The sequence below is a fragment of the Enterobacter cloacae complex sp. AR_0002 genome (assembly GCF_001922365.1).
Classification (GTDB): Bacteria; Pseudomonadota; Gammaproteobacteria; order Enterobacterales; family Enterobacteriaceae; genus Enterobacter; species Enterobacter hormaechei_C.
In genome coordinates this window covers 3,374,840-3,395,596 of the sequence record NZ_CP018814.1, presented here as the reverse complement: position 1 = coordinate 3,395,596, position 20,757 = coordinate 3,374,840, and the positions used below count along the sequence as shown (strand labels likewise).

The following is a 20,757-nucleotide window of genomic DNA, read 5'->3' as shown; positions in this document are numbered from 1 at the left end:
TAAATCGCAATGAAATGGTTTAAGCGTGATAGCAACAGGTATTGCGGAAAGTATTCAATTTTCCGGTCCACAAAATGGTGTTGCACAAACTGTCCCTTCGTCGGACAGATGGGTCGACTTGTCAGCGAGCTGAGGAACCCTATGGTTTACTCCTATACCGAGAAAAAACGTATTCGTAAGGATTTTGGTAAACGTCCACAAGTTCTGGACATTCCATATCTCCTTTCTATCCAGCTTGACTCGTTCCAGAAGTTTATCGAGCAAGATCCTGAAGGGCAGTACGGCCTGGAAGCAGCCTTCCGTTCCGTGTTCCCGATTCAGAGCTACAGCGGTAATTCCGAGCTGCAGTACGTCAGCTACCGCCTTGGCGAACCGGTGTTTGACGTTCAGGAATGTCAGATCCGTGGCGTGACCTATTCCGCACCGCTGCGCGTAAAACTGCGTCTGGTGATCTACGAGCGCGAAGCGCCGGAAGGCACCGTAAAAGATATTAAAGAACAAGAAGTCTACATGGGTGAAATTCCACTCATGACGGACAACGGTACTTTCGTTATCAACGGTACTGAGCGTGTTATCGTTTCCCAGCTGCACCGTAGCCCGGGCGTCTTCTTCGACAGCGATAAAGGTAAAACGCACTCTTCCGGTAAAGTACTGTATAACGCACGCATCATTCCTTACCGTGGTTCATGGCTGGACTTCGAATTCGATCCAAAAGACAACCTGTTTGTCCGTATCGACCGTCGTCGTAAGCTGCCTGCAACCATCATTCTGCGTGCACTGAACTATACCACTGAGCAGATCCTGGACCTGTTCTTTGAGAAAGTGATCTTTGAAATCCGCGACAACAAGTTGCAGATGGAGTTGGTGCCGGAACGTCTGCGTGGTGAGACCGCGTCGTTCGACATCGAAGCCGACGGCAAAGTGTATGTGGAAAAAGGTCGCCGTATCACCGCGCGCCACATCCGCCAGCTGGAAAAAGATGATATCAAACACATCGAAGTTCCGGTTGAATACATTGCAGGAAAAGTAGCCGCGAAAGATTACGTTGATGAATCAACTGGCGAGCTGATCTGCCCGGCGAACATGGAGCTGAGCCTGGATCTGCTGGCTAAGCTGAGCCAGGCTGGCCACAAACGTATCGAAACGCTGTTCACCAACGATCTGGACCACGGTCCGTACATCTCTGAGACTGTACGCGTCGACCCAACCAATGATCGTCTGAGCGCGCTGGTCGAAATCTACCGCATGATGCGTCCTGGTGAGCCACCAACTCGCGAAGCGGCTGAAAGCCTGTTCGAGAACCTGTTCTTCTCCGAAGACCGCTACGATCTGTCCGCGGTTGGTCGTATGAAGTTCAACCGTTCTCTGCTGCGCGACGAAATCGAAGGTTCCGGTATCCTGAGCAAAGACGACATCATTGAAGTGATGAAGAAGCTCATCGATATCCGTAACGGTAAAGGCGAAGTGGACGATATCGACCACCTCGGCAACCGTCGTATCCGTTCCGTAGGCGAAATGGCGGAAAACCAGTTCCGCGTTGGCCTGGTACGTGTAGAGCGTGCGGTGAAAGAGCGTCTGTCTCTGGGCGATCTGGATACCCTGATGCCTCAGGATATGATCAACGCCAAGCCGATTTCTGCGGCAGTGAAAGAGTTCTTCGGTTCCAGCCAGCTGTCTCAGTTCATGGACCAGAACAACCCGCTGTCTGAGATCACGCACAAACGTCGTATCTCCGCACTCGGCCCAGGCGGTCTGACCCGTGAACGCGCAGGCTTTGAAGTTCGAGACGTACACCCGACTCACTACGGTCGCGTATGTCCAATCGAAACGCCTGAAGGTCCAAACATCGGTCTGATCAACTCCCTGTCCGTGTACGCACAGACGAACGAATACGGTTTCCTCGAGACCCCGTATCGTAAAGTGACCGACGGTGTTGTTACTGACGAAATTCATTACCTGTCTGCTATCGAAGAAGGCAACTACGTTATCGCTCAGGCGAACTCCAACCTGGATGACGAAGGCCACTTTGTAGAAGATCTGGTTACCTGCCGTAGCAAAGGCGAATCCAGCTTGTTCAGCCGCGACCAGGTTGACTACATGGACGTATCCACTCAGCAGGTGGTATCCGTCGGTGCGTCCCTGATCCCGTTCCTGGAACACGATGACGCCAACCGTGCATTGATGGGTGCGAACATGCAACGTCAGGCCGTTCCAACTCTGCGTGCTGACAAGCCGCTGGTTGGTACCGGTATGGAACGTGCTGTTGCCGTTGACTCCGGTGTTACAGCAGTTGCTAAGCGTGGCGGTACCGTTCAGTACGTTGACGCATCCCGTATCGTTATCAAAGTTAACGAAGACGAGATGTATCCGGGCGAAGCGGGTATCGACATCTACAACCTGACCAAATACACCCGCTCTAACCAGAACACCTGTATCAACCAGATGCCATGTGTGTCTCTGGGTGAGCCAGTTGAGCGCGGCGACGTGCTGGCAGATGGTCCGTCCACCGACCTCGGTGAACTGGCGCTCGGTCAGAACATGCGCGTAGCGTTCATGCCGTGGAACGGTTACAACTTCGAAGACTCCATCCTCGTCTCAGAGCGTGTGGTTCAGGAAGATCGTTTCACCACCATCCACATTCAGGAACTGGCATGTGTGTCCCGTGACACCAAGCTGGGGCCAGAAGAGATCACTGCCGACATCCCTAACGTGGGTGAAGCTGCGCTCTCCAAACTGGATGAATCCGGTATTGTTTACATCGGTGCGGAAGTCACCGGCGGTGATATTCTGGTAGGTAAGGTGACGCCGAAAGGTGAAACCCAGCTGACGCCAGAAGAGAAACTGCTGCGTGCTATCTTCGGTGAGAAAGCGTCTGACGTTAAAGACTCTTCTCTGCGCGTACCAAACGGTGTTTCCGGTACGGTTATCGACGTTCAGGTCTTCACTCGTGATGGCGTTGAGAAAGATAAGCGTGCGCTGGAAATCGAAGAGATGCAGCTCAAACAGGCTAAGAAAGACCTGTCTGAAGAACTGCAAATCCTCGAAGCAGGTCTGTTCAGCCGTATCTATGCGGTGCTGGTTGCCGGTGGCGTTGAAGCTGAGAAGCTCGACAAACTGCCACGCGATCGCTGGCTGGAACTGGGCCTGACCGACGAAGAGAAACAGAATCAGCTGGAACAACTGGCTGAGCAGTATGACGAACTGAAACACGAGTTCGAGAAAAAACTCGAAGCGAAACGCCGTAAAATCACTCAGGGCGACGATCTGGCACCAGGCGTGCTGAAGATTGTTAAGGTGTATCTGGCTGTTAAACGTCAGATCCAGCCTGGTGATAAGATGGCAGGTCGTCACGGTAACAAGGGTGTTATCTCTAAGATCAACCCGATCGAAGATATGCCGCACGATGCTAACGGTACGCCGGTAGATATCGTACTGAACCCACTGGGCGTACCGTCTCGTATGAACATCGGTCAGATTCTGGAAACCCACCTGGGTATGGCTGCGAAAGGTATCGGCGATAAGATCAACGCCATGCTGAAACAGCAGCAGGAAGTCGCGAAACTGCGCGAGTTCATCCAGCGTGCCTATGATCTGGGTACCGACGTTCGTCAGAAAGTCGACCTGAACACCTTCAGCGATGAAGAAGTGCTGCGTCTGGCAGAGAACCTGCGCAAAGGTATGCCAATTGCAACGCCGGTATTCGACGGTGCAAAAGAAGCTGAAATTAAAGAGCTGCTGCAACTGGGTGGTCTGCCAACGTCTGGTCAGATTACGCTGTTTGACGGCCGTACCGGTGAACAGTTCGAGCGTCCGGTAACCGTAGGTTACATGTACATGCTGAAACTGAACCACCTGGTCGACGACAAGATGCACGCTCGTTCTACCGGTTCTTACAGCCTGGTTACTCAGCAGCCGCTGGGTGGTAAGGCTCAGTTCGGTGGTCAGCGCTTCGGGGAGATGGAAGTGTGGGCGCTGGAAGCATACGGCGCAGCATACACCTTGCAGGAAATGCTCACCGTTAAGTCTGATGACGTGAACGGTCGTACTAAGATGTATAAAAACATCGTAGACGGCAACCATCAGATGGAGCCGGGCATGCCAGAATCCTTCAACGTACTGTTGAAAGAGATTCGTTCGCTGGGTATCAACATCGAACTGGAAGACGAGTAATTCTCGCTCAAACAGGTCACTGCTGTCGGGTTAACGCCCGACAGCAGAGTGTGCTAACTCCGACGGGAGCAAATCCGTGAAAGACTTATTAAAGTTTCTGAAAGCGCAAACTAAAACCGAAGAGTTTGATGCGATCAAAATTGCTCTGGCTTCGCCAGACATGATCCGTTCATGGTCTTTCGGTGAAGTTAAAAAGCCGGAAACCATTAACTACCGTACGTTCAAACCTGAGCGTGACGGCCTTTTCTGTGCGCGTATTTTCGGGCCAGTAAAAGATTACGAGTGCCTGTGCGGTAAGTACAAGCGCCTGAAACACCGTGGTGTGATCTGTGAGAAGTGCGGCGTTGAAGTGACCCAGACCAAAGTACGCCGTGAGCGTATGGGCCACATCGAGCTGGCGTCTCCGACCGCTCACATCTGGTTCCTGAAATCTCTGCCGTCCCGTATCGGCCTGCTGCTGGATATGCCGCTGCGCGATATCGAACGTGTTCTGTACTTCGAATCTTATGTGGTTATCGAAGGCGGGATGACCAATCTGGAACGTAACCAGATCCTGACCGAAGAACAGTATCTGGACGCGCTGGAAGAGTTCGGTGACGAATTCGACGCGAAGATGGGTGCGGAAGCTATCCAGGCCCTGCTGAAGAGCATGGATCTGGAGCAAGAGTGTGAAACTCTGCGCGAAGAGCTGAACGAAACCAACTCCGAGACCAAGCGTAAAAAGCTGACCAAGCGTATCAAACTGCTGGAAGCGTTCGTTCAGTCTGGTAACAAACCAGAGTGGATGATCCTGACCGTTCTGCCGGTTCTGCCGCCAGATCTGCGTCCGCTGGTTCCGCTGGATGGTGGTCGTTTCGCAACGTCAGATCTGAACGATCTGTATCGTCGCGTGATCAACCGTAACAACCGTCTGAAACGTCTGCTGGATCTGGCTGCGCCGGACATCATCGTACGCAACGAAAAACGTATGCTGCAGGAAGCGGTAGATGCCCTGCTGGATAACGGTCGTCGCGGTCGTGCGATCACCGGTTCTAACAAACGTCCTCTGAAATCTTTGGCCGACATGATCAAAGGTAAACAGGGTCGTTTCCGTCAGAACCTGCTCGGTAAGCGTGTTGACTACTCCGGTCGTTCTGTAATCACCGTAGGTCCATACCTGCGTCTGCATCAGTGCGGTCTGCCGAAGAAAATGGCACTGGAGCTGTTCAAACCGTTCATCTACGGCAAGCTGGAACTGCGTGGCCTGGCCACCACCATCAAAGCCGCGAAGAAAATGGTTGAGCGTGAAGAAGCTGTCGTTTGGGATATCCTGGACGAAGTTATCCGCGAACACCCGGTACTGCTGAACCGTGCACCAACTCTGCACCGTCTGGGTATCCAGGCCTTTGAGCCGGTACTGATCGAAGGTAAAGCTATCCAGCTGCACCCGCTGGTTTGTGCGGCCTATAACGCCGACTTCGATGGTGACCAGATGGCTGTTCACGTACCGCTGACGCTGGAAGCCCAGCTCGAAGCGCGTGCGCTGATGATGTCTACCAACAACATCCTGTCTCCAGCGAACGGTGAACCTATCATCGTTCCTTCTCAGGACGTTGTACTGGGTCTGTACTACATGACCCGTGACTGTGTTAACGCCAAAGGCGAAGGCATGGTGCTGACTGGCCCTAAAGAAGCTGAGCGTATTTATCGCGCTGGCCTGGCCTCTCTGCATGCGCGCGTTAAAGTGCGTATCACCGAATACGAAAAAGATGAAAACGGCGAATTCGTTGCGCACACCAGCCTGAAAGACACGACCGTTGGCCGTGCCATTCTGTGGATGATCGTACCGAAAGGTCTGCCTTTCTCCATCGTCAACCAGGCGCTGGGCAAGAAAGCGATCTCCAAAATGCTGAACACCTGTTACCGCATTCTGGGTCTGAAGCCGACCGTTATCTTCGCTGACCAGACAATGTACACCGGCTTTGCTTATGCAGCGCGTTCAGGTGCATCTGTTGGTATCGATGACATGGTCATCCCAGAGAAGAAACACGAGATCATCTCTGAAGCGGAAGCTGAAGTTGCTGAAATCCAGGAGCAGTTCCAGTCTGGTCTGGTAACCGCAGGCGAACGTTACAACAAAGTTATCGATATCTGGGCTGCGGCGAACGATCGTGTATCCAAAGCGATGATGGATAACCTGCAAACCGAAACCGTGATTAACCGTGACGGCGTAGAAGAGCAGCAGGTCTCCTTCAACAGCATCTACATGATGGCCGACTCCGGTGCGCGTGGTTCTGCGGCACAGATTCGTCAGCTGGCAGGTATGCGTGGTCTGATGGCGAAGCCAGATGGCTCCATCATCGAAACGCCAATCACCGCGAACTTCCGTGAAGGTCTGAACGTACTCCAGTACTTCATCTCCACGCACGGTGCGCGTAAAGGTCTGGCGGATACCGCACTTAAAACGGCGAACTCCGGTTATCTGACGCGTCGTCTGGTTGACGTTGCGCAGGATCTTGTCGTCACCGAAGACGATTGTGGCACCCTCGAAGGTATCACCATGACCCCTGTTATCGAGGGTGGTGATGTTAAAGAGCCGCTGCGCGATCGCGTACTGGGTCGTGTGACCGCGGAAGACATTCTGAAGCCGGGCACCGCAGACATTCTGGTTCCACGCAACACCCTGCTGCACGAACAGTGGTGTGACCTGCTGGAAGCGAACTCTGTTGACTCCGTGAAAGTGCGTTCCGTTGTATCCTGTGACACCGACTTTGGTGTGTGTGCGCACTGCTACGGTCGTGACCTGGCGCGTGGCCACATCATCAACAAAGGTGAGGCTATCGGCGTTATCGCGGCACAGTCCATCGGTGAGCCGGGTACACAGCTGACGATGCGTACGTTCCACATCGGTGGTGCGGCATCTCGTGCGGCTGCTGAATCCAGCATCCAGGTGAAAAACAAAGGTAGCATCAAGCTCAGCAACGCGAAGTCGGTTGTGAACTCCAGCGGTAAACTGGTTATCACTTCCCGTAACACCGAGCTGAAGCTGATCGACGAATTTGGTCGTACCAAAGAGAGCTATAAAGTGCCTTACGGTGCGGTTATGGCGAAAGGTGATGGCGAGCAGGTTGCTGGCGGTGAAACCGTTGCAAACTGGGATCCACACACCATGCCGGTAATCACCGAAGTAAGTGGTTTCATCCGCTTTACTGACATGATCGACGGCCAGACCATTACTCGTCAGACCGACGAGCTGACCGGTCTGTCTTCTCTGGTGGTTCTGGATTCTGCTGAACGTACTACCGGTGGTAAAGATCTGCGTCCTGCACTGAAAATCGTTGATGCGCAGGGTAACGACGTTCTGATTCCTGGTACCGATATGCCTGCGCAGTACTTCCTGCCGGGTAAAGCGATTGTACAGCTGGAAGATGGCGTACAGATCAGCTCTGGTGATACCCTGGCGCGTATTCCTCAGGAATCCGGCGGTACCAAGGACATCACCGGTGGTCTGCCACGCGTTGCGGACCTGTTCGAAGCACGTCGTCCGAAAGAGCCTGCAATCCTGGCTGAAATCAGCGGTATCATCTCCTTCGGTAAAGAGACCAAAGGTAAGCGCCGTCTGGTTATTACGCCTGTAGATGGCAGCGAGCCGTACGAAGAGATGATTCCTAAGTGGCGTCAGCTCAACGTGTTCGAAGGTGAACGCGTAGAACGTGGTGACGTGGTTTCCGACGGTCCAGAAGCGCCGCACGACATCCTGCGTCTGCGTGGTGTGCATGCTGTTACCCGTTACATTGTTAACGAAGTACAGGACGTATACCGTCTGCAAGGCGTTAAGATTAACGATAAACACATTGAAGTTATCGTTCGTCAGATGCTGCGTAAAGCGACCATCGAAAACGCGGGCAGCTCCGACTTCCTGGAAGGCGAGCAGGTTGAATACTCACGCGTTAAGATCGCTAACCGCGATCTGGAAGCGAACGGCAAAATTGGCGCGACCTTCTCGCGCGATCTGCTGGGTATCACCAAAGCGTCTCTGGCAACCGAGTCCTTCATCTCTGCTGCATCGTTCCAGGAAACCACGCGTGTCCTGACCGAAGCGGCTGTTGCAGGTAAACGTGATGAACTGCGCGGTCTGAAAGAGAACGTTATCGTGGGTCGTCTGATCCCGGCCGGTACCGGTTATGCGTACCACCAGGATCGTATGCGTCGTCGCGCAGCGGGCGAACTGCCAGCTGCACCGCAGGTGACTGCCGAAGATGCATCCGCGAGCCTGGCAGAACTGCTGAACGCAGGTCTGGGCGGTTCCGACAACGAGTAATCGTTGATGCCGTAAATAAAAAACCCGCCTCGGCGGGTTTTTTTATATCTGCATTTTCAGTTTACCAGCGGGATGCGTCGATAAAGCTCAATCATGTCGCCCGCCAGATCCTGAATAACCATCGCGTTCATCAGGTGGTCCTGAGAGTGAACGGTGATCAGGTTAACCGGCAGTTTTCCTGTCCCTTCGTCAAGACCGATAAGCTGCGTCTGGATCGTATGCGCATGTTTCACATATTCACGCGACTCTTCCATCGCTTTCTCGGCTTCGTCAAAGTCGCCTTTTCGCGCCATCTGCAACGCCGTCAGAGCCGCGCTGCGCGCCGCGCCTGCGTTGACCAGCAGTTCCATGATCGTGGTTTCTAAGTCTTCCATTATGACTCCAGAAGTTTGAGCGCTTTTTCCAGTACGGCATCACCTTTCATCATGCCGTAATCCATCATGTCGATGACCGCGACCTTTTTTCCGAGCGGATCGGCCTGCGCCTGGAGTTTTGCCTGTTCGTATTTGACCTGTGGCCCCAGTAATACGATATCAGCCGTCGCGATGTTATCTTTGAACTCCGCGACCGGAACGGCTTTAATGGTTACTTCGACTCCTTTTTTCTGCGCGGCATCTTTCATACGTTGAACCAGCATGCTGGTTGACATTCCCGCTGCACAGCATAAAACGATGTTCTTCATAGTCAGCCTCGATCTACATGTGTTTATTGATAATTATCCCGTGCAGACTGCTTCAACAACCGCTTTACCGCGATTGTGTGTCAGGCATCACAAAGAAATCGGCATTTTTCTGAAACCGGTTACAATTTTACCGCGGAGAGCATTCTGCCCGTCAGATCGGGCAGAATTTGAGGAAGGGTATTATCGGATGGCCGTGCTTACGATGCGGTTTTTACCCTGTTGTTTAGCGGTATACAGCGCTTCATCTACGCTACCGATAAATTGTTCCAGCGGTTCGAAGTGCCACTCTCCCGTCCCGGCGCTGAAGGTCACTCGCAGGTTCTCTTCCCGCCAGGTCCGCTTTTCAACGGCGGTGCGCCAGGCTTCCAGTAGCGCGTGCGCGGAGTTCATCAGCTCGGCCGGGAAGATCACGCCGAACTCTTCTCCACCGTAGCGGTAAACGGAAACGTGGTGCGGCTGCATGATCTGAATACCTTCGCGTGCCACGTTGCGCAGCACAATATCCCCGCTCAGGTGGCCCCAGGTGTCGTTAATGGACTTGAAGTTATCGATGTCGATCAGCGCCAGAACGAAGGGTTGATGGGCGGTCAGCAACTCATCCACATCATTGTCGAACGCACGGCGGTTTTTGCAGCCTGTCAGCGCATCATGGGTGGCCTGACGGACATAGGCCAGCTCGCGTTCTTTATTGGTTCGAATGGTATGGCTGAGCATCGCTTCAAGGCGTGGCGCCTGGTTGACGTCGCCGGTTTTGATGGCGTTGATAATGTTCATCAGCACAGAACGCGAGGCATGACGAAGGTAAAGCCCGAACAGAATGATGATGATTGCCGCCAGCGCAAATCCCCAGCCGACGACGGTGGTTTCATGCCGGGTGATGACGGTAAGCGTGGCATCGGAGACCCGATAAATCACAAACCAGTCCGGATTGGTGAAAGAGTAGTAGTAATACCAGGTTTTACTTTTGGGGTCGAAAAGATGGCCCTCGCCGCTGGTCATTTGGTCCATCAGCGCTTCGCTTACGTACTGCTTAAAGAGCGCCCCCGTGTCCGGATGCAGCACAACAGCGCCGTCACGCTCCACAACAAAAAACTCACCCTGAACCGGCGCCACCATCTGGCGCAGGGTATACCCCATGGACGTTAAATCAAGATGGAAAGCGAGCGTGCCCTTCAGGCGGCCTTCCGGTGAAATGACCGGCTTATAGAGAGTGACCGTAGGATGTTGGGTAAAATAGTCCAGATAGGGGCGGGTGTAGTGAGGAAAGTTGCTGGCTTCCGCTTGTCCGATAAACCATGGACGGGTCCGGGCGTCGAACGACTTACCCTTCTCCGTTGGCAGCACTTCCGGCGCGCGCAGATGGCGCCCTACTGTGTCCGCCAGAGAGATAGACGACACCGTCGGCATCAGGTTCTGCAAATGCATCAACATCTGCAAACCGTGTGTCGGGTCGATATTAATTGTCTGATTTACTCTGTCGTTACGGGCGAAGTACATCGCAGCACGACCAAGAATATAGTCATTTTCTCGCAGGATGGATTCGGTATAGTTTACCGCCAGATTATGGGTGAAGTTACCATTAATCTTATGATAATCCTCAAGAAAATCCTTTCTCTGTGAAAGGATAACCAGGATGGCGATCAGCGCAAAACTGAACAGGATCCCCGCGAAGCTGACCATAATTGGCCGGGTAAAAGAGAGCTTTTTACTGTGGAGTGCCATGAGTTGTACATCAATCCAGATGGTAGACGCGTTGCGTCTGTCGATACCCTCAGCATAGTCGCTGTCCGGTTGCTGGTAGTAAATTATACAGAAGGCGATTACCGACGAGATGATTTATCTTAAGCGTAGATAAGAAACGACGTATTTATTGTATCAATTAAAATTTTGTTTAAGAGGCGGAGGGCAGGGCGAAACGAGGAAGAAGCATTTTCACCCTGGTCAGCGTCCGTTGCTGACGTGGTAAAGCATAAGAAAACCAGGCAGATCGCCTCAATCGCCCGGTTTTGATCTTACGAGCCGCCTCGTAACCTTTTCGCGTTTTTGCAGTCGGTTTCAGCGCTAATGCGAGGCTCTTCCCAGCCAGCTATCCCAGTCTTTCCACACGGGCTGTAGCCCCTGTGCAGTCAGGGCTTCCGCCACCGCTTCGGGCCGTCGTCCGTCGTGCGGTGCAAACTGTTCCAGTTCCGGGTGATCGTCCGCGTAACCGCCCGGCTGCGTTTTGGAAAAGGCGCTAACGTTATTGATCGCCAGCGGGATCGCGCGGTCGCGAAACGCGGGTGATTCACGCGTGGAGAGCGACAATTCCACTTCCGGCGCGAACAGGCGAAATGCACACAGGGTTTGCACCAGCTGGCGCTCATCCATCAGCGAAGCGGGTTCAACGCCTCCCGTACACGGACGCAGCCGCGGGAAAGAGATGGAATAGCGGCTTTGCCAGTAGCGCTGCTGTAGCCACAGCAGATGCTCCGCCACCATATAGCAGTCCACCTGCCAGCTGTCGGACAGACCGATAAGCGCGCCCAGCCCAATTTTATCGATACCGGCGCGCCCCAGCCTGTCCGGCGTTTCCAGCCGGAAGATGAAATCCTGCTTCTTCCCTTTCAGGTGATGCCGGGCATAGGTCGCCTCGTGGTAGGTTTCCTGATAGACCATGACGCCGTCCAGCCCGAGCGTTTTCAGCTCCGCATATTCCTCCTGCGACAGAGGCTGCACTTCCATTTGCAACGAGGCAAATTCGCGGCGGATGGCCGGAAGATGCTGGCGAAAATAGTCCATCCCCACTTTGCCCTGATGTTCACCCGTCACCAGCAGGAGATGTTCAAAACCCATCTCACGAATAGCCGCACACTCGCGGGCGATCTCATGCTCATCCAGCGTTTTACGCTTAATACGGTTGCTCATGGAGAAACCACAGTAGGTGCAGTCGTTGGCGCACAGGTTAGAGAGATAGAGCGGCACGTAAAAGCTCACCGTGTTGCCAAAACGCTGGCGGGTGAGGCGTTGCGCGCGCTGCGCCATCGGTTCAAGGTACGCGCCGGCTGCCGGAGAAAGCAGGGCCATCAAATCCTCGCGGGTCAAATGTTTGGCTGTTAATGCCCGCTCTACGTCCGCAGAGGTTTTTCTGTTGATGCGTAAGGCAATATCGTCCCAGTTCAGCTGACGCCAGCGATCGGTAAAGGTAGCCATCAGAGCGCCTCCAGAAAATCGGTCAGCGGGCTGGTGGCCTGCGCCTGAACGCAGCGCGAGCCAGGGCCGGACTGGCGTGCCAGCAGACCGGACTCCACGGCAAGGCGGAACGCACGCGCCATCATCACCGGGTCGTCGGCCACCGCAATCGCGGTATTGACCAGCACCGCATCGGCCCCCATCTCCAGCGCCTGCGCGGCGTGACTGGGTACGCCGATGCCCGCATCCACCACCACGGGCACGGTCGCCTGCTCGATGATGATCTCCAGCATCGCGCGGGTCTCCAGTCCCTGGTTGGAGCCAATGGGTGCCCCTAACGGCATTACGGCCGCGCAGCCGACCTCTTCCAGACGCTTGCACAGCACGGGGTCGGCACCGCAGTAGGGCAGGACGGTAAATCCCTGCTGCACCAGCTTCTCTGCCGCTTTCAGGGTTTCGATCGGATCGGGCAACAGCCAGCGGGCGTCCGGATGAATTTCCAGCTTCAGCCAGCGGGTGCCGAGCGCTTCCCGCGCCAGTTGCGCAGCGAAAATTGCTTCCTCGGCCGTTTTCGCACCGGAGGTATTCGGTAAGAGCGTCACGCCTGCCTCCAGTAACGGCGCAAGTATGGCATCGTTGTGCTGACGCAAATCCACGCGCTTCATCGCCAGCGTCACCAGCTGGCTGCCGCTCTCACGAATGGCATCCACCATCAGCTGCGGAGAGGCGAATTTTCCGGTTCCGGTAAACAGATGTGAATCAAAGACTTTGTCGGCAATACGTAACATCTCAGCCCCCTGCGATAACCTGAAACAGCAGGATCTGGTCGCCTTCATTGACCTGCTGATGTTCCCACCGCTCGCGCGGCAGGATCTGTTGATTGAGCGCCAGCGCCGTTCCCGGCTTCAGCTGGCGCAGCGTGTCGAGCAGGGCGGCAACGGTAAGATCGTCGTCGCACGTCATCGGCTCATCGTTAAACAGAATGCGCATTGCGGCCTCCGCATACCGGGCAGTGGCTGGCGCGGTTTAACACCAGATGACGCCATCCGCTGGAGCGGGCGTCGAACAGCCGCAGCGTGTTGCGTTCTGTCTCTATGCCGCTGAGCAACTTGATGGCCTCCAGCGCCTGAAGAGTACCCATCACGCCCACCACCGGGCCCAGAATGCCTGCCGTGCGGCAGTTACGCTCCGGTTCAGCCTCGTCCGGCCACAGGCAGCGGTAGCAGCCCTGTGCCCACGGCGGCGTAAGCACCATTATTTGCCCGCCGAAACCGACCGCGCTGGCGGTGATCAGCGGCGTGTTCTGCGCAACACAGACCGCGTTGATGGCCTGACGCGTCGCCATATTGTCCGTACAGTCCAGCACCACGTCGGCAAGGGCCACTTCGCGTTGCAGATCTTCCCCGCTCAGCCGCGTCTGGAGCGCGACCAGTTCGATATCGGGGTTAAGCTGGTTCAGCCGCTGGCGCGTAACGTGCGCTTTAGGCTGGTTGATATCTTCTGTCGTGAAGAGGATTTGCCGTTGCAGATTGCTGAGATGTACCTCATCGTCATCGGCCAGCACCAGCGTGCCCACGCCCGCGCCAGCCAGATACAGCGCGGCGGGGGCGCCTAATCCACCCAGACCGACAATCAGTACCCGGCTGGCGAGCAGCTTTTGCTGCCCGTCAATGGCGATATCCTCCAGCAGGATCTGGCGGCTGTAGCGCATAAAATCACGATCTTTCATCGCCTGCTCCTGCCAGTTGTAAAAGCCGTGCGGTGGCGGCCTGCCAGTCTGCGGCCTGGGTGATAGCGCTGACGACGGCGATACTGCCGACGCCGGTCTCCAGCACCGCGGGCGCACGTTCAAGGCTGATCCCGCCGATGGCAACGGTGGGGTAATCGGCAAGGCGCTTAACGTGGGCCGCCAGCTGCGTCAAGCCCTGTGGAGCGGACGGCATCTGTTTGGTTTGCGTCGGGAAAACGTGACCGAGCGCGATGTAAGAGGGGCGGGCCGCCAGCGCCACGTCGATCTCCATATCATCATGGGTAGAAACGCCCAGCCGCAGACCGACGTCACGGATCGCGTTGAGATCGGTCGTTTCCAGATCTTCCTGTCCCAGATGCACGCCGTACGCCTGGTGTTTAACCGCCAGCCGCCAGTAGTCGTTGATAAACAGGCGGGCGTGGTAGCGACGTCCCAGCGCGATAGCGGCGATCACGTCGGCCTCCACCTCTTCATCGCGTTTATCCTTAATGCGTAGCTGGATCGTGCGAACGCCTGCCTCCAGCAGGCGAGCGATCCACGCCACGCTGTCCACCACCGGGTAAAGCCCTAAGCGGAAGGGGACAAGGGGGAAATCAGGCTGGTACATTATGCCTCCTCTTTTTTGAGGTAGATTTCGCCGCCTTTCGCGCGGAAGGTTTCCGACATGTCCGCCATGCCGACTTCAATGGTCTGCGCGGCGGCGTAATCGCGTACTTCCTGGCTGATTTTCATCGAGCAGAATTTTGGTCCGCACATGGAGCAGAAGTGCGCGACTTTGCCCGATTCCTGCGGCAGGGTTTCGTCGTGGTAGGCGCGGGCGGTGAACGGATCGAGGGCCAGGTTAAACTGGTCTTCCCAGCGGAATTCAAAGCGCGCTTTGGACATGGCGTTGTCGCGAATTTGCGCGCCCGGATGGCCTTTCGCCAGATCCGCCGCGTGGGCGGCAATCTTGTAGGTAATCAGTCCCTGCTTCACGTCCTCTTTGTTTGGCAGGCCGAGGTGCTCTTTCGGTGTCACGTAGCAGAGCATGGCGCAGCCGAACCAGCCGATCATCGCCGCCCCAATGCCTGACGTGAAGTGGTCATAGCCCGGCGCGATGTCAGTTGTCAGTGGCCCCAGCGTGTAGAACGGTGCTTCGTGGCAGTGCTCCAGCTCTTCGGTCATGTTGCGACGGATCATCTGCATCGGCACATGGCCCGGGCCTTCAATCATCACCTGCACGTCGTACTCCCAGGCGATTTTGGTCAGCTCGCCCAGCGTGTGCAGCTCGGCAAACTGCGCCTCGTCGTTAGCATCGCGGATGGAGCCAGGACGCAGGCCGTCGCCCAGCGACAGGGAGACGTCGTACGCGGCGCAAATTTCGCAGATTTCGCGGAAGTGTTCGTAGAGGAAGTTTTCCTGATGATGGGAAAGGCACCATTTCGCCATAATCGAACCGCCGCGTGAGACGATACCGGTCAGACGTTTCGCCGTCATCGGCACGTAGCGCAGCAGCACGCCCGCGTGGATGGTGAAGTAGTCCACGCCCTGTTCCGCCTGCTCCAGCAGCGTGTCGCGGAACGCTTCCCAGGTGAGGTTTTCGGCGATGCCGTTGACCTTCTCCAGCGCCTGATAAATCGGGACGGTGCCAATCGGCACCGGGCTGTTACGCAGGATCCATTCGCGGGTTTCGTGAATATAGCGGCCGGTGGAAAGGTCCATCACCGTATCCGCGCCCCAGCGCGTCGACCAGACCAGCTTTTCCACCTCTTCTTCGATGGATGACGTCACCGCTGAGTTGCCGATGTTGGCGTTGACCTTCACCAGGAAGTTGCGGCCGATAATCATCGGCTCGGATTCCGGGTGGTTGATGTTGGCGGGGATAATGGCGCGCCCGGCGGCCACTTCATCACGCACAAATTCCGGCGTGATGTTCTCCGGCAGGCGAGCGCCAAACCCTTCACCCGGATGCTGGTGGCGCAGCACTTCGCTGCGGATGCGCTCGCGGCCCATGTTTTCGCGGATGGCGATGAACTCCATCTCCGGCGTGACGATACCCTGGCGCGCGTAGTGCAGCTGGGTTACGCATTTGCCCGCTTTAGCGCGTTTCGGCGTCAGCAGGCCGGTAAAGCGCAGCGCGTCCAGACCGTCGTCGGCCAGGCGTTCTTTGGTGTACGCAGAACTGCGTACGCTCAGTTCTTCGCAGTCGTTACGCGCCTCTATCCACGGCTGGCGCAGCTTTGCCAGACCCTGCTGGACGTTGATAGCAACATCAGGATCGCCGTACGGGCCCGAGGTGTCATACACCGGCACGGCTTCGTTGTCTTCAAACTGCGGGTTGTCTTTGCTGCCGCCGATAAGCGTCGGGCTGAGCTGGATTTCGCGCATCGGGACGCGGATATCAGCCTGTGAGCCGGAAATGTAGATGCGTTTCGAGTTCGGGAAAGCGGTGCCTTCCAGGGTGTCGATGAAGCGTTGTGCGTGTTCGCGCTGTTCGCGGCGGGTCAGTTTTGCAGTAGACATAGCTCATTCCAAAAGTGAAGGACATGGCTTGTCAGACGACGGATGAAGCAAGAGAAGATCGCCTCAGGGGCGATACAACAGCAGTGTGACTCTTGTTCCCTTCGCAGGTATTAACCTGATCAGGTTCCGCGGATCCCGAATTAACGGTCTCAGCCCGTGCTTTCACACTGGGCACTCCGACAAGAAAAATCCCCCTCCGCAGAGGGGCGAATGGTTGTAAATTACTCGTTAACGATTAAGAACTCAAGCAGGGCGCGCAACGTTATCGCTGGTGCTGATATTCAGGTTGTTGTCCAGCACGAGGGCGATGAGCTTGTCTTCCAGCGTGAATCGCTCTTCCAGCGCTTCGCCAAGGTCGGAAAGCGCCTGCTGAAACTCAAGATAGTTATCGTGATCGATAGCGTTCTCCAGCGCGGAATCGTAGTAGTCCATGATCCGCTGGGTGTTGGCTTCCAGCAGCGGACAGAGTTTACTGGCCGCTAAATACGGCGTTGTCCCTTCCATTTCGCGGATAATGCGTTCATAAAGGTTGAAATGGCCGTCGGAGAGGTAGTCGACAAGGCTCTGACAAAAATCATCCAGCGCTTTTTCGTTCAGCCGCATAAAGGATTCTTTGCCAGGCTTAAGACCGACCAGATTGTAATACGCCACAAGGAGATGCTTGCGCACATGTAGCCAGCGATCCACCAGGGTGTTACTTCCTCCAACGCGCTCAGTCAGGCTTTCCAGCTGGTTTAACATGGTCGACTCCATAAGGTTTAGAATGGGATCTGCTTATCCAAAATGTAACCACAATGCTAACAACATGTCAGTGAAGCGAAGGTAGTGCAATAGATATGGATCGTATTATTGAAAAATCAGATCTGGGTTGGTGGATCGTCAGTCACGAGCAAAAGTTGTGGCTGCCCGGTGGGGAGATACCCTACGGTGCGGCAGAAATCTTCGATCTCGTCGGCCAACCTGCGCTGCGGATCGGCGAGTGGCAGGGCGATCCGGTATGGTTGATCCTACAGGCTCGTCGTCAGGATATGGGATCCGTTCGTCAGGTGTTGGATCGGGATGTCGGCCTGTTCCAGCTGGCGGGGCGCGGCGTGCAGCTGGCGGAGTTTTACCGCTCGCACAAATACTGCGGCTACTGCGGCCACACCATGCACCCGAGCAAAACCGAGTGGGCAATGCTTTGCGGCCACTGCCGTGAACGCTACTATCCGCAAATCGCACCGTGCATCATTGTCGCCATCCGCCGTGATGATTCCATCCTGCTGGCGCAGCATACCCGTCATCGCAACGGCATTCATACTGTCCTCGCCGGGTTCGTGGAAGTCGGCGAAACGCTGGAACAGGCGGTGGCGCGTGAGGTGATGGAGGAGAGCGGCATTAAGGTGAAAAACCTGCGCTATGTGACGTCGCAGCCGTGGCCGTTCCCGATGTCCCTGATGACCGCGTTTATGGCGGAATACGACAGCGGCGAGATTGTTATCGATAAGAAAGAGCTGCTGGAGGCGAACTGGTATCGCTACGACGATTTACCGCTGCTGCCCCCGCCGGGAACGGTGGCGCGTCGCCTGATAGAAGATACCGTGGCAATGTGTCGGGCCGAGTATGAGTAGTGTTACACTGACGGACTGACGCAATAAGGAACTGCAAAATGACCGAACTGAAGAACGATCGTTATCTGCGTGCGCTGCTGCGCCAGCCCGTTGATGTCACCCCGGTGTGGATGATGCGCCAGGCGGGACGCTATCTGCCAGAGTACAAAGCCACGCGCGCGCAGGCGGGCGATTTTATGTCGCTGTGCAAAAACGCCGAGCTGGCCTGTGAAGTGACGCTCCAGCCGCTGCGCCGCTTCCCGCTCGATGCCGCCATTCTTTTTTCGGACATTCTCACCATTCCGGATGCGATGGGCCTTGGGCTCTATTTCGAAACCGGCGAGGGCCCGCGTTTTACCTCACCGATCAAAAGCAAAGCCGACGTTGATAAGTTGCCGATCCCCGATCCGGAAGGCGAGCTGGGCTATGTGATGAACGCCGTGCGCACCATTCGCCGCGAGCTCAAAGGCGATGTGCCGCTGATTGGCTTCTCCGGTAGTCCGTGGACGCTGGCCACCTACATGGTGGAAGGCGGCAGCAGCAAAGCCTTTACCGTCATCAAAAAGATGATGTACGCCGAGCCGCTGGCCCTGCATGCGCTGCTCGACAAGCTCGCGAAGAGCGTCACGCTCTACCTCAACGCGCAGATTAAAGCAGGTGCGCAGTCGGTGATGATTTTCGACACCTGGGGCGGCGTGCTGACCGGACGTGATTATCAGCAGTTCTCCCTGTACTACATGCACAAAATTGTCGATGGCCTGCTGCGTGAAAACGAAGGCCGTCGCGTGCCGGTGACGCTGTTTACCAAAGGCGGCGGCCAGTGGCTGGAAGCGATGGCGGCCACCGGCTGCGACGCGCTGGGCCTCGACTGGACCACCGATATTGCCGATGCGCGCCGTCGCGTGGGGGACAAAGTGGCGCTTCAGGGCAACATGGACCCGTCCATGCTCTATGCACAGCCTGCCCGTATCGAAGAGGAAGTGTCGACTATACTGTCTGGTTTCGGCCAGGGTGAAGGCCACGTCTTTAACCTCGGCCACGGCATTCATCAGGATGTGCCGCCTGAACACGCAGGCGTATTTGTGGAGGCGGTGCATCGGCTTTCTGCCCAGTATCATAAGTAAGGAGTGGTTATGGATCTCGCGTCGCTACGCGCTCAGCAAATCGAACTGGCTTCATCGGTGATCCGTGAGGATCGTCTGGATACGGACCCTCCGCGGTACATTGGCGGGGCGGACGTCGGGTTTGAGCAGGGCGGTGAAGTGACGCGAGCGGCGATGGTGGTGCTGAAATACCCGTCGCTGGAGCTGGTGGAGTACAAGGTGGCGCGTATCGCCACCACCATGCCCTATATCCCCGGCTTTCTCTCCTTCCGCGAATATCCCGCGCTGCTGGCCGCTTGGGAACAACTCTCGCAAAAACCTGACCTGCTGTTTGTTGATGGGCATGGTATCTCTCATCCGCGTCGCTTAGGCGTTGCCAGCCACTTTGGTCTGCTGGTGGACGTGCCGACCATCGGCGTGGCGAAAAAACGCCTGTGCGGCGCGTTTGAGCCGCTCTCTGCCGAACCGGGCGCGCTGGCGCCGCTTATTCATAAAGGCGAGCAGCTGGCGTGGGTCTGGCGCAGTAAAGCGCGCTGCAACCCGCTGTTTATCGCAACCGGGCATCGGGTGAGCATGGACAGCGCCCTGGCGTGGGTGCAACGCTGTATGAAGGGCTACCGTTTACCGGAGCCAACCCGCTGGGCTGACGCCGTGGCCTCTTCACGTCCGGCATTCATTCGTTGGCAGGAAATTCAGCCGTGATTCAGGTAAACTGCGGCTAATTTTCGATTCGAGACATCATCATGTTACAAAACCCGATTCATCTGCGCCTTGAAAAGCTGGAAAGCTGGCAGCACGTGACGTTTATGGCTTGCCTGTGCGAGCGCATGTATCCCAACTATGCCGCGTTCTGCAAGCAGACAGCGTTTGGCGAAGGCCAGATTTATCGTCGTATCCTGGATTTAATCTGGGAGACGCTGACGGTCAAAGACGCGAAGGTGAATTTTGACTCTCAGCTCGAAAAGCTGGAAGAGGCTATTCCGGCTGCGGATGATTTCGACCTGTATGGCGTCTACCCGGCCATTGATGCCTGTGTGGCGTTGAGCGAGCTGATCCACTCCCGTCTGAGCGGTGAAACCCTGGAACACGCCATTGAAGTAAGTAAGGCATCCATTACCACCGTTGCGATGCTGGAAATGACCCAGGAAGGCCGTGAAATGACCGACGAAGAGCTGCGTGCTAACCCGGCGGTAGAACAGGAATGGGACATTCAGTGGGAGATTTTCCGCCTGCTGGCAGAGTGTGAAGAGCGTGATATTGAGCTGATCAAAGGGCTGCGCGCGGACCTGCGCGAGGCCGGCGAGAGCAATATTGGTATAATTTTTAACCAATGAGACAACAAAACGTGATTTAACGCCTGTTTTGTCGCTCCTCGACTCTTCCCTTTCGCCCCCCGTCTGGTCTACATTTGGGGGGCGAAAAAAAGTGGCTATCGGTGCGTGTATGCAGGAGAGTGCTTTTTTGGCATTTTCGTCGCACTCGATGCTTAGCAA

At 55.8% G+C, this 20,757-nt stretch carries 16 protein-coding genes and 1 riboswitch; of the genes, 6 read left to right on the top strand and 10 right to left on the bottom strand.

Annotation, left to right across the window (positions count from 1 at the left end; all coding sequences use genetic code 11):
- The first annotated feature begins 141 nt into the window (after nucleotides 1-141).
- Nucleotides 142-4,170 carry a DNA-directed RNA polymerase subunit beta gene (gene rpoB / locus AM329_RS16795; RefSeq protein WP_008503453.1) on the top strand — a complete coding sequence of 1,343 codons (4,029 nt, stop codon included), beginning with the start codon at nucleotides 142-144 and terminating at the stop codon, nucleotides 4,168-4,170.
- Nucleotides 4,171-4,246: 76 nt separating this feature from the next.
- Nucleotides 4,247-8,470 carry a DNA-directed RNA polymerase subunit beta' gene (rpoC, locus tag AM329_RS16790; protein WP_022650200.1) on the top strand — a complete coding sequence of 1,408 codons (4,224 nt, stop codon included), beginning with the start codon at nucleotides 4,247-4,249 and terminating at the stop codon, nucleotides 8,468-8,470.
- Between the two features lie 56 nt (nucleotides 8,471-8,526).
- Here the strand turns inward: rpoC and AM329_RS16785 are convergent, their stop codons facing one another.
- The 10 genes from AM329_RS16785 to AM329_RS16740 form a co-directional block, all read right to left on the bottom strand.
- Nucleotides 8,527-8,844: a PTS lactose/cellobiose transporter subunit IIA gene (locus AM329_RS16785; RefSeq protein ID WP_003862327.1), complete on the bottom strand. Its 318-nt coding sequence runs from the start codon at nucleotides 8,842-8,844 to the stop codon at nucleotides 8,527-8,529.
- Nucleotides 8,844-9,152: a PTS sugar transporter subunit IIB gene (locus tag AM329_RS16780; protein WP_010425948.1), complete on the bottom strand. Its 309-nt coding sequence runs from the start codon at nucleotides 9,150-9,152 to the stop codon at nucleotides 8,844-8,846. Before AM329_RS16780 ends, AM329_RS16785 begins: the two co-directional genes overlap by 1 nt.
- Before the next feature lie 180 nt (nucleotides 9,153-9,332).
- Nucleotides 9,333-10,874, bottom strand: coding sequence for a sensor domain-containing diguanylate cyclase (locus AM329_RS16775; protein ID WP_032608232.1), 1,542 nt, complete (start codon nucleotides 10,872-10,874; stop codon nucleotides 9,333-9,335).
- Between the two features lie 339 nt (nucleotides 10,875-11,213).
- Entirely contained in the window at nucleotides 11,214-12,341 is a 1,128-nt protein-coding gene (gene thiH, locus AM329_RS16770) for a 2-iminoacetate synthase ThiH (protein ID WP_032608233.1), read from the bottom strand.
- Entirely contained in the window at nucleotides 12,341-13,108 is a 768-nt protein-coding gene (thiG, locus tag AM329_RS16765) for a thiazole synthase (RefSeq protein ID WP_022650203.1), read from the bottom strand. Before thiG ends, thiH begins: the two co-directional genes overlap by 1 nt.
- Before the next feature lies 1 nt (nucleotide 13,109).
- On the bottom strand, nucleotides 13,110-13,310 hold the full coding sequence (gene thiS, locus AM329_RS16760) for a sulfur carrier protein ThiS (protein ID WP_003862324.1): 201 nt from the start codon (nucleotides 13,308-13,310) through the stop codon (nucleotides 13,110-13,112).
- Nucleotides 13,294-14,049 (bottom strand): thiazole biosynthesis adenylyltransferase ThiF, encoded by a 756-nt coding sequence (thiF, locus tag AM329_RS16755; RefSeq protein ID WP_032608234.1) that lies wholly within the window; start codon nucleotides 14,047-14,049, stop codon nucleotides 13,294-13,296. Before thiF ends, thiS begins: the two co-directional genes overlap by 17 nt.
- Nucleotides 14,036-14,677: a thiamine phosphate synthase gene (gene thiE, locus AM329_RS16750; RefSeq protein WP_032608235.1), complete on the bottom strand. Its 642-nt coding sequence runs from the start codon at nucleotides 14,675-14,677 to the stop codon at nucleotides 14,036-14,038. The genes thiF and thiE overlap by 14 nt, the downstream gene beginning before the upstream one ends.
- Nucleotides 14,677-16,572 (bottom strand): phosphomethylpyrimidine synthase ThiC, encoded by a 1,896-nt coding sequence (gene thiC / locus AM329_RS16745; RefSeq protein WP_023315206.1) that lies wholly within the window; start codon nucleotides 16,570-16,572, stop codon nucleotides 14,677-14,679. Before thiC ends, thiE begins: the two co-directional genes overlap by 1 nt.
- Before the next feature lie 79 nt (nucleotides 16,573-16,651).
- Nucleotides 16,652-16,761: riboswitch (TPP riboswitch) on the bottom strand.
- 54 nt (nucleotides 16,762-16,815) lie between these two features.
- Nucleotides 16,816-17,313 (bottom strand): Rsd/AlgQ family anti-sigma factor, encoded by a 498-nt coding sequence (locus tag AM329_RS16740; protein ID WP_022650207.1) that lies wholly within the window; start codon nucleotides 17,311-17,313, stop codon nucleotides 16,816-16,818.
- A gap of 95 nt (nucleotides 17,314-17,408) precedes the next feature.
- On the opposite strand from AM329_RS16740, the gene nudC reads away from it, so the two are divergent.
- From nudC to AM329_RS16720, 4 genes are read left to right on the top strand one after another with little or no spacing between them, the layout of a single operon-like run.
- On the top strand, nucleotides 17,409-18,182 hold the full coding sequence (gene nudC, locus AM329_RS16735; protein ID WP_022650208.1) for an NAD(+) diphosphatase: 774 nt from the start codon (nucleotides 17,409-17,411) through the stop codon (nucleotides 18,180-18,182).
- Nucleotides 18,183-18,220: 38 nt separating this feature from the next.
- A complete protein-coding gene (gene hemE / locus AM329_RS16730; protein WP_022650209.1) occupies nucleotides 18,221-19,285 on the top strand; it encodes a uroporphyrinogen decarboxylase in 1,065 nt (354 codons plus the stop codon).
- A 9-nt stretch (nucleotides 19,286-19,294) separates the two neighbouring features.
- Nucleotides 19,295-19,966, top strand: a complete 672-nt coding sequence (gene nfi / locus AM329_RS16725) for a deoxyribonuclease V (RefSeq protein ID WP_003862312.1) — start codon at nucleotides 19,295-19,297, stop codon at nucleotides 19,964-19,966.
- 41 nt (nucleotides 19,967-20,007) lie between these two features.
- Complete coding sequence (locus tag AM329_RS16720) at nucleotides 20,008-20,598, top strand: YjaG family protein (protein WP_003862310.1); 591 nt, start codon at nucleotides 20,008-20,010, stop codon at nucleotides 20,596-20,598.
- The last annotated feature ends 159 nt before the right edge of the window (nucleotides 20,599-20,757 follow it).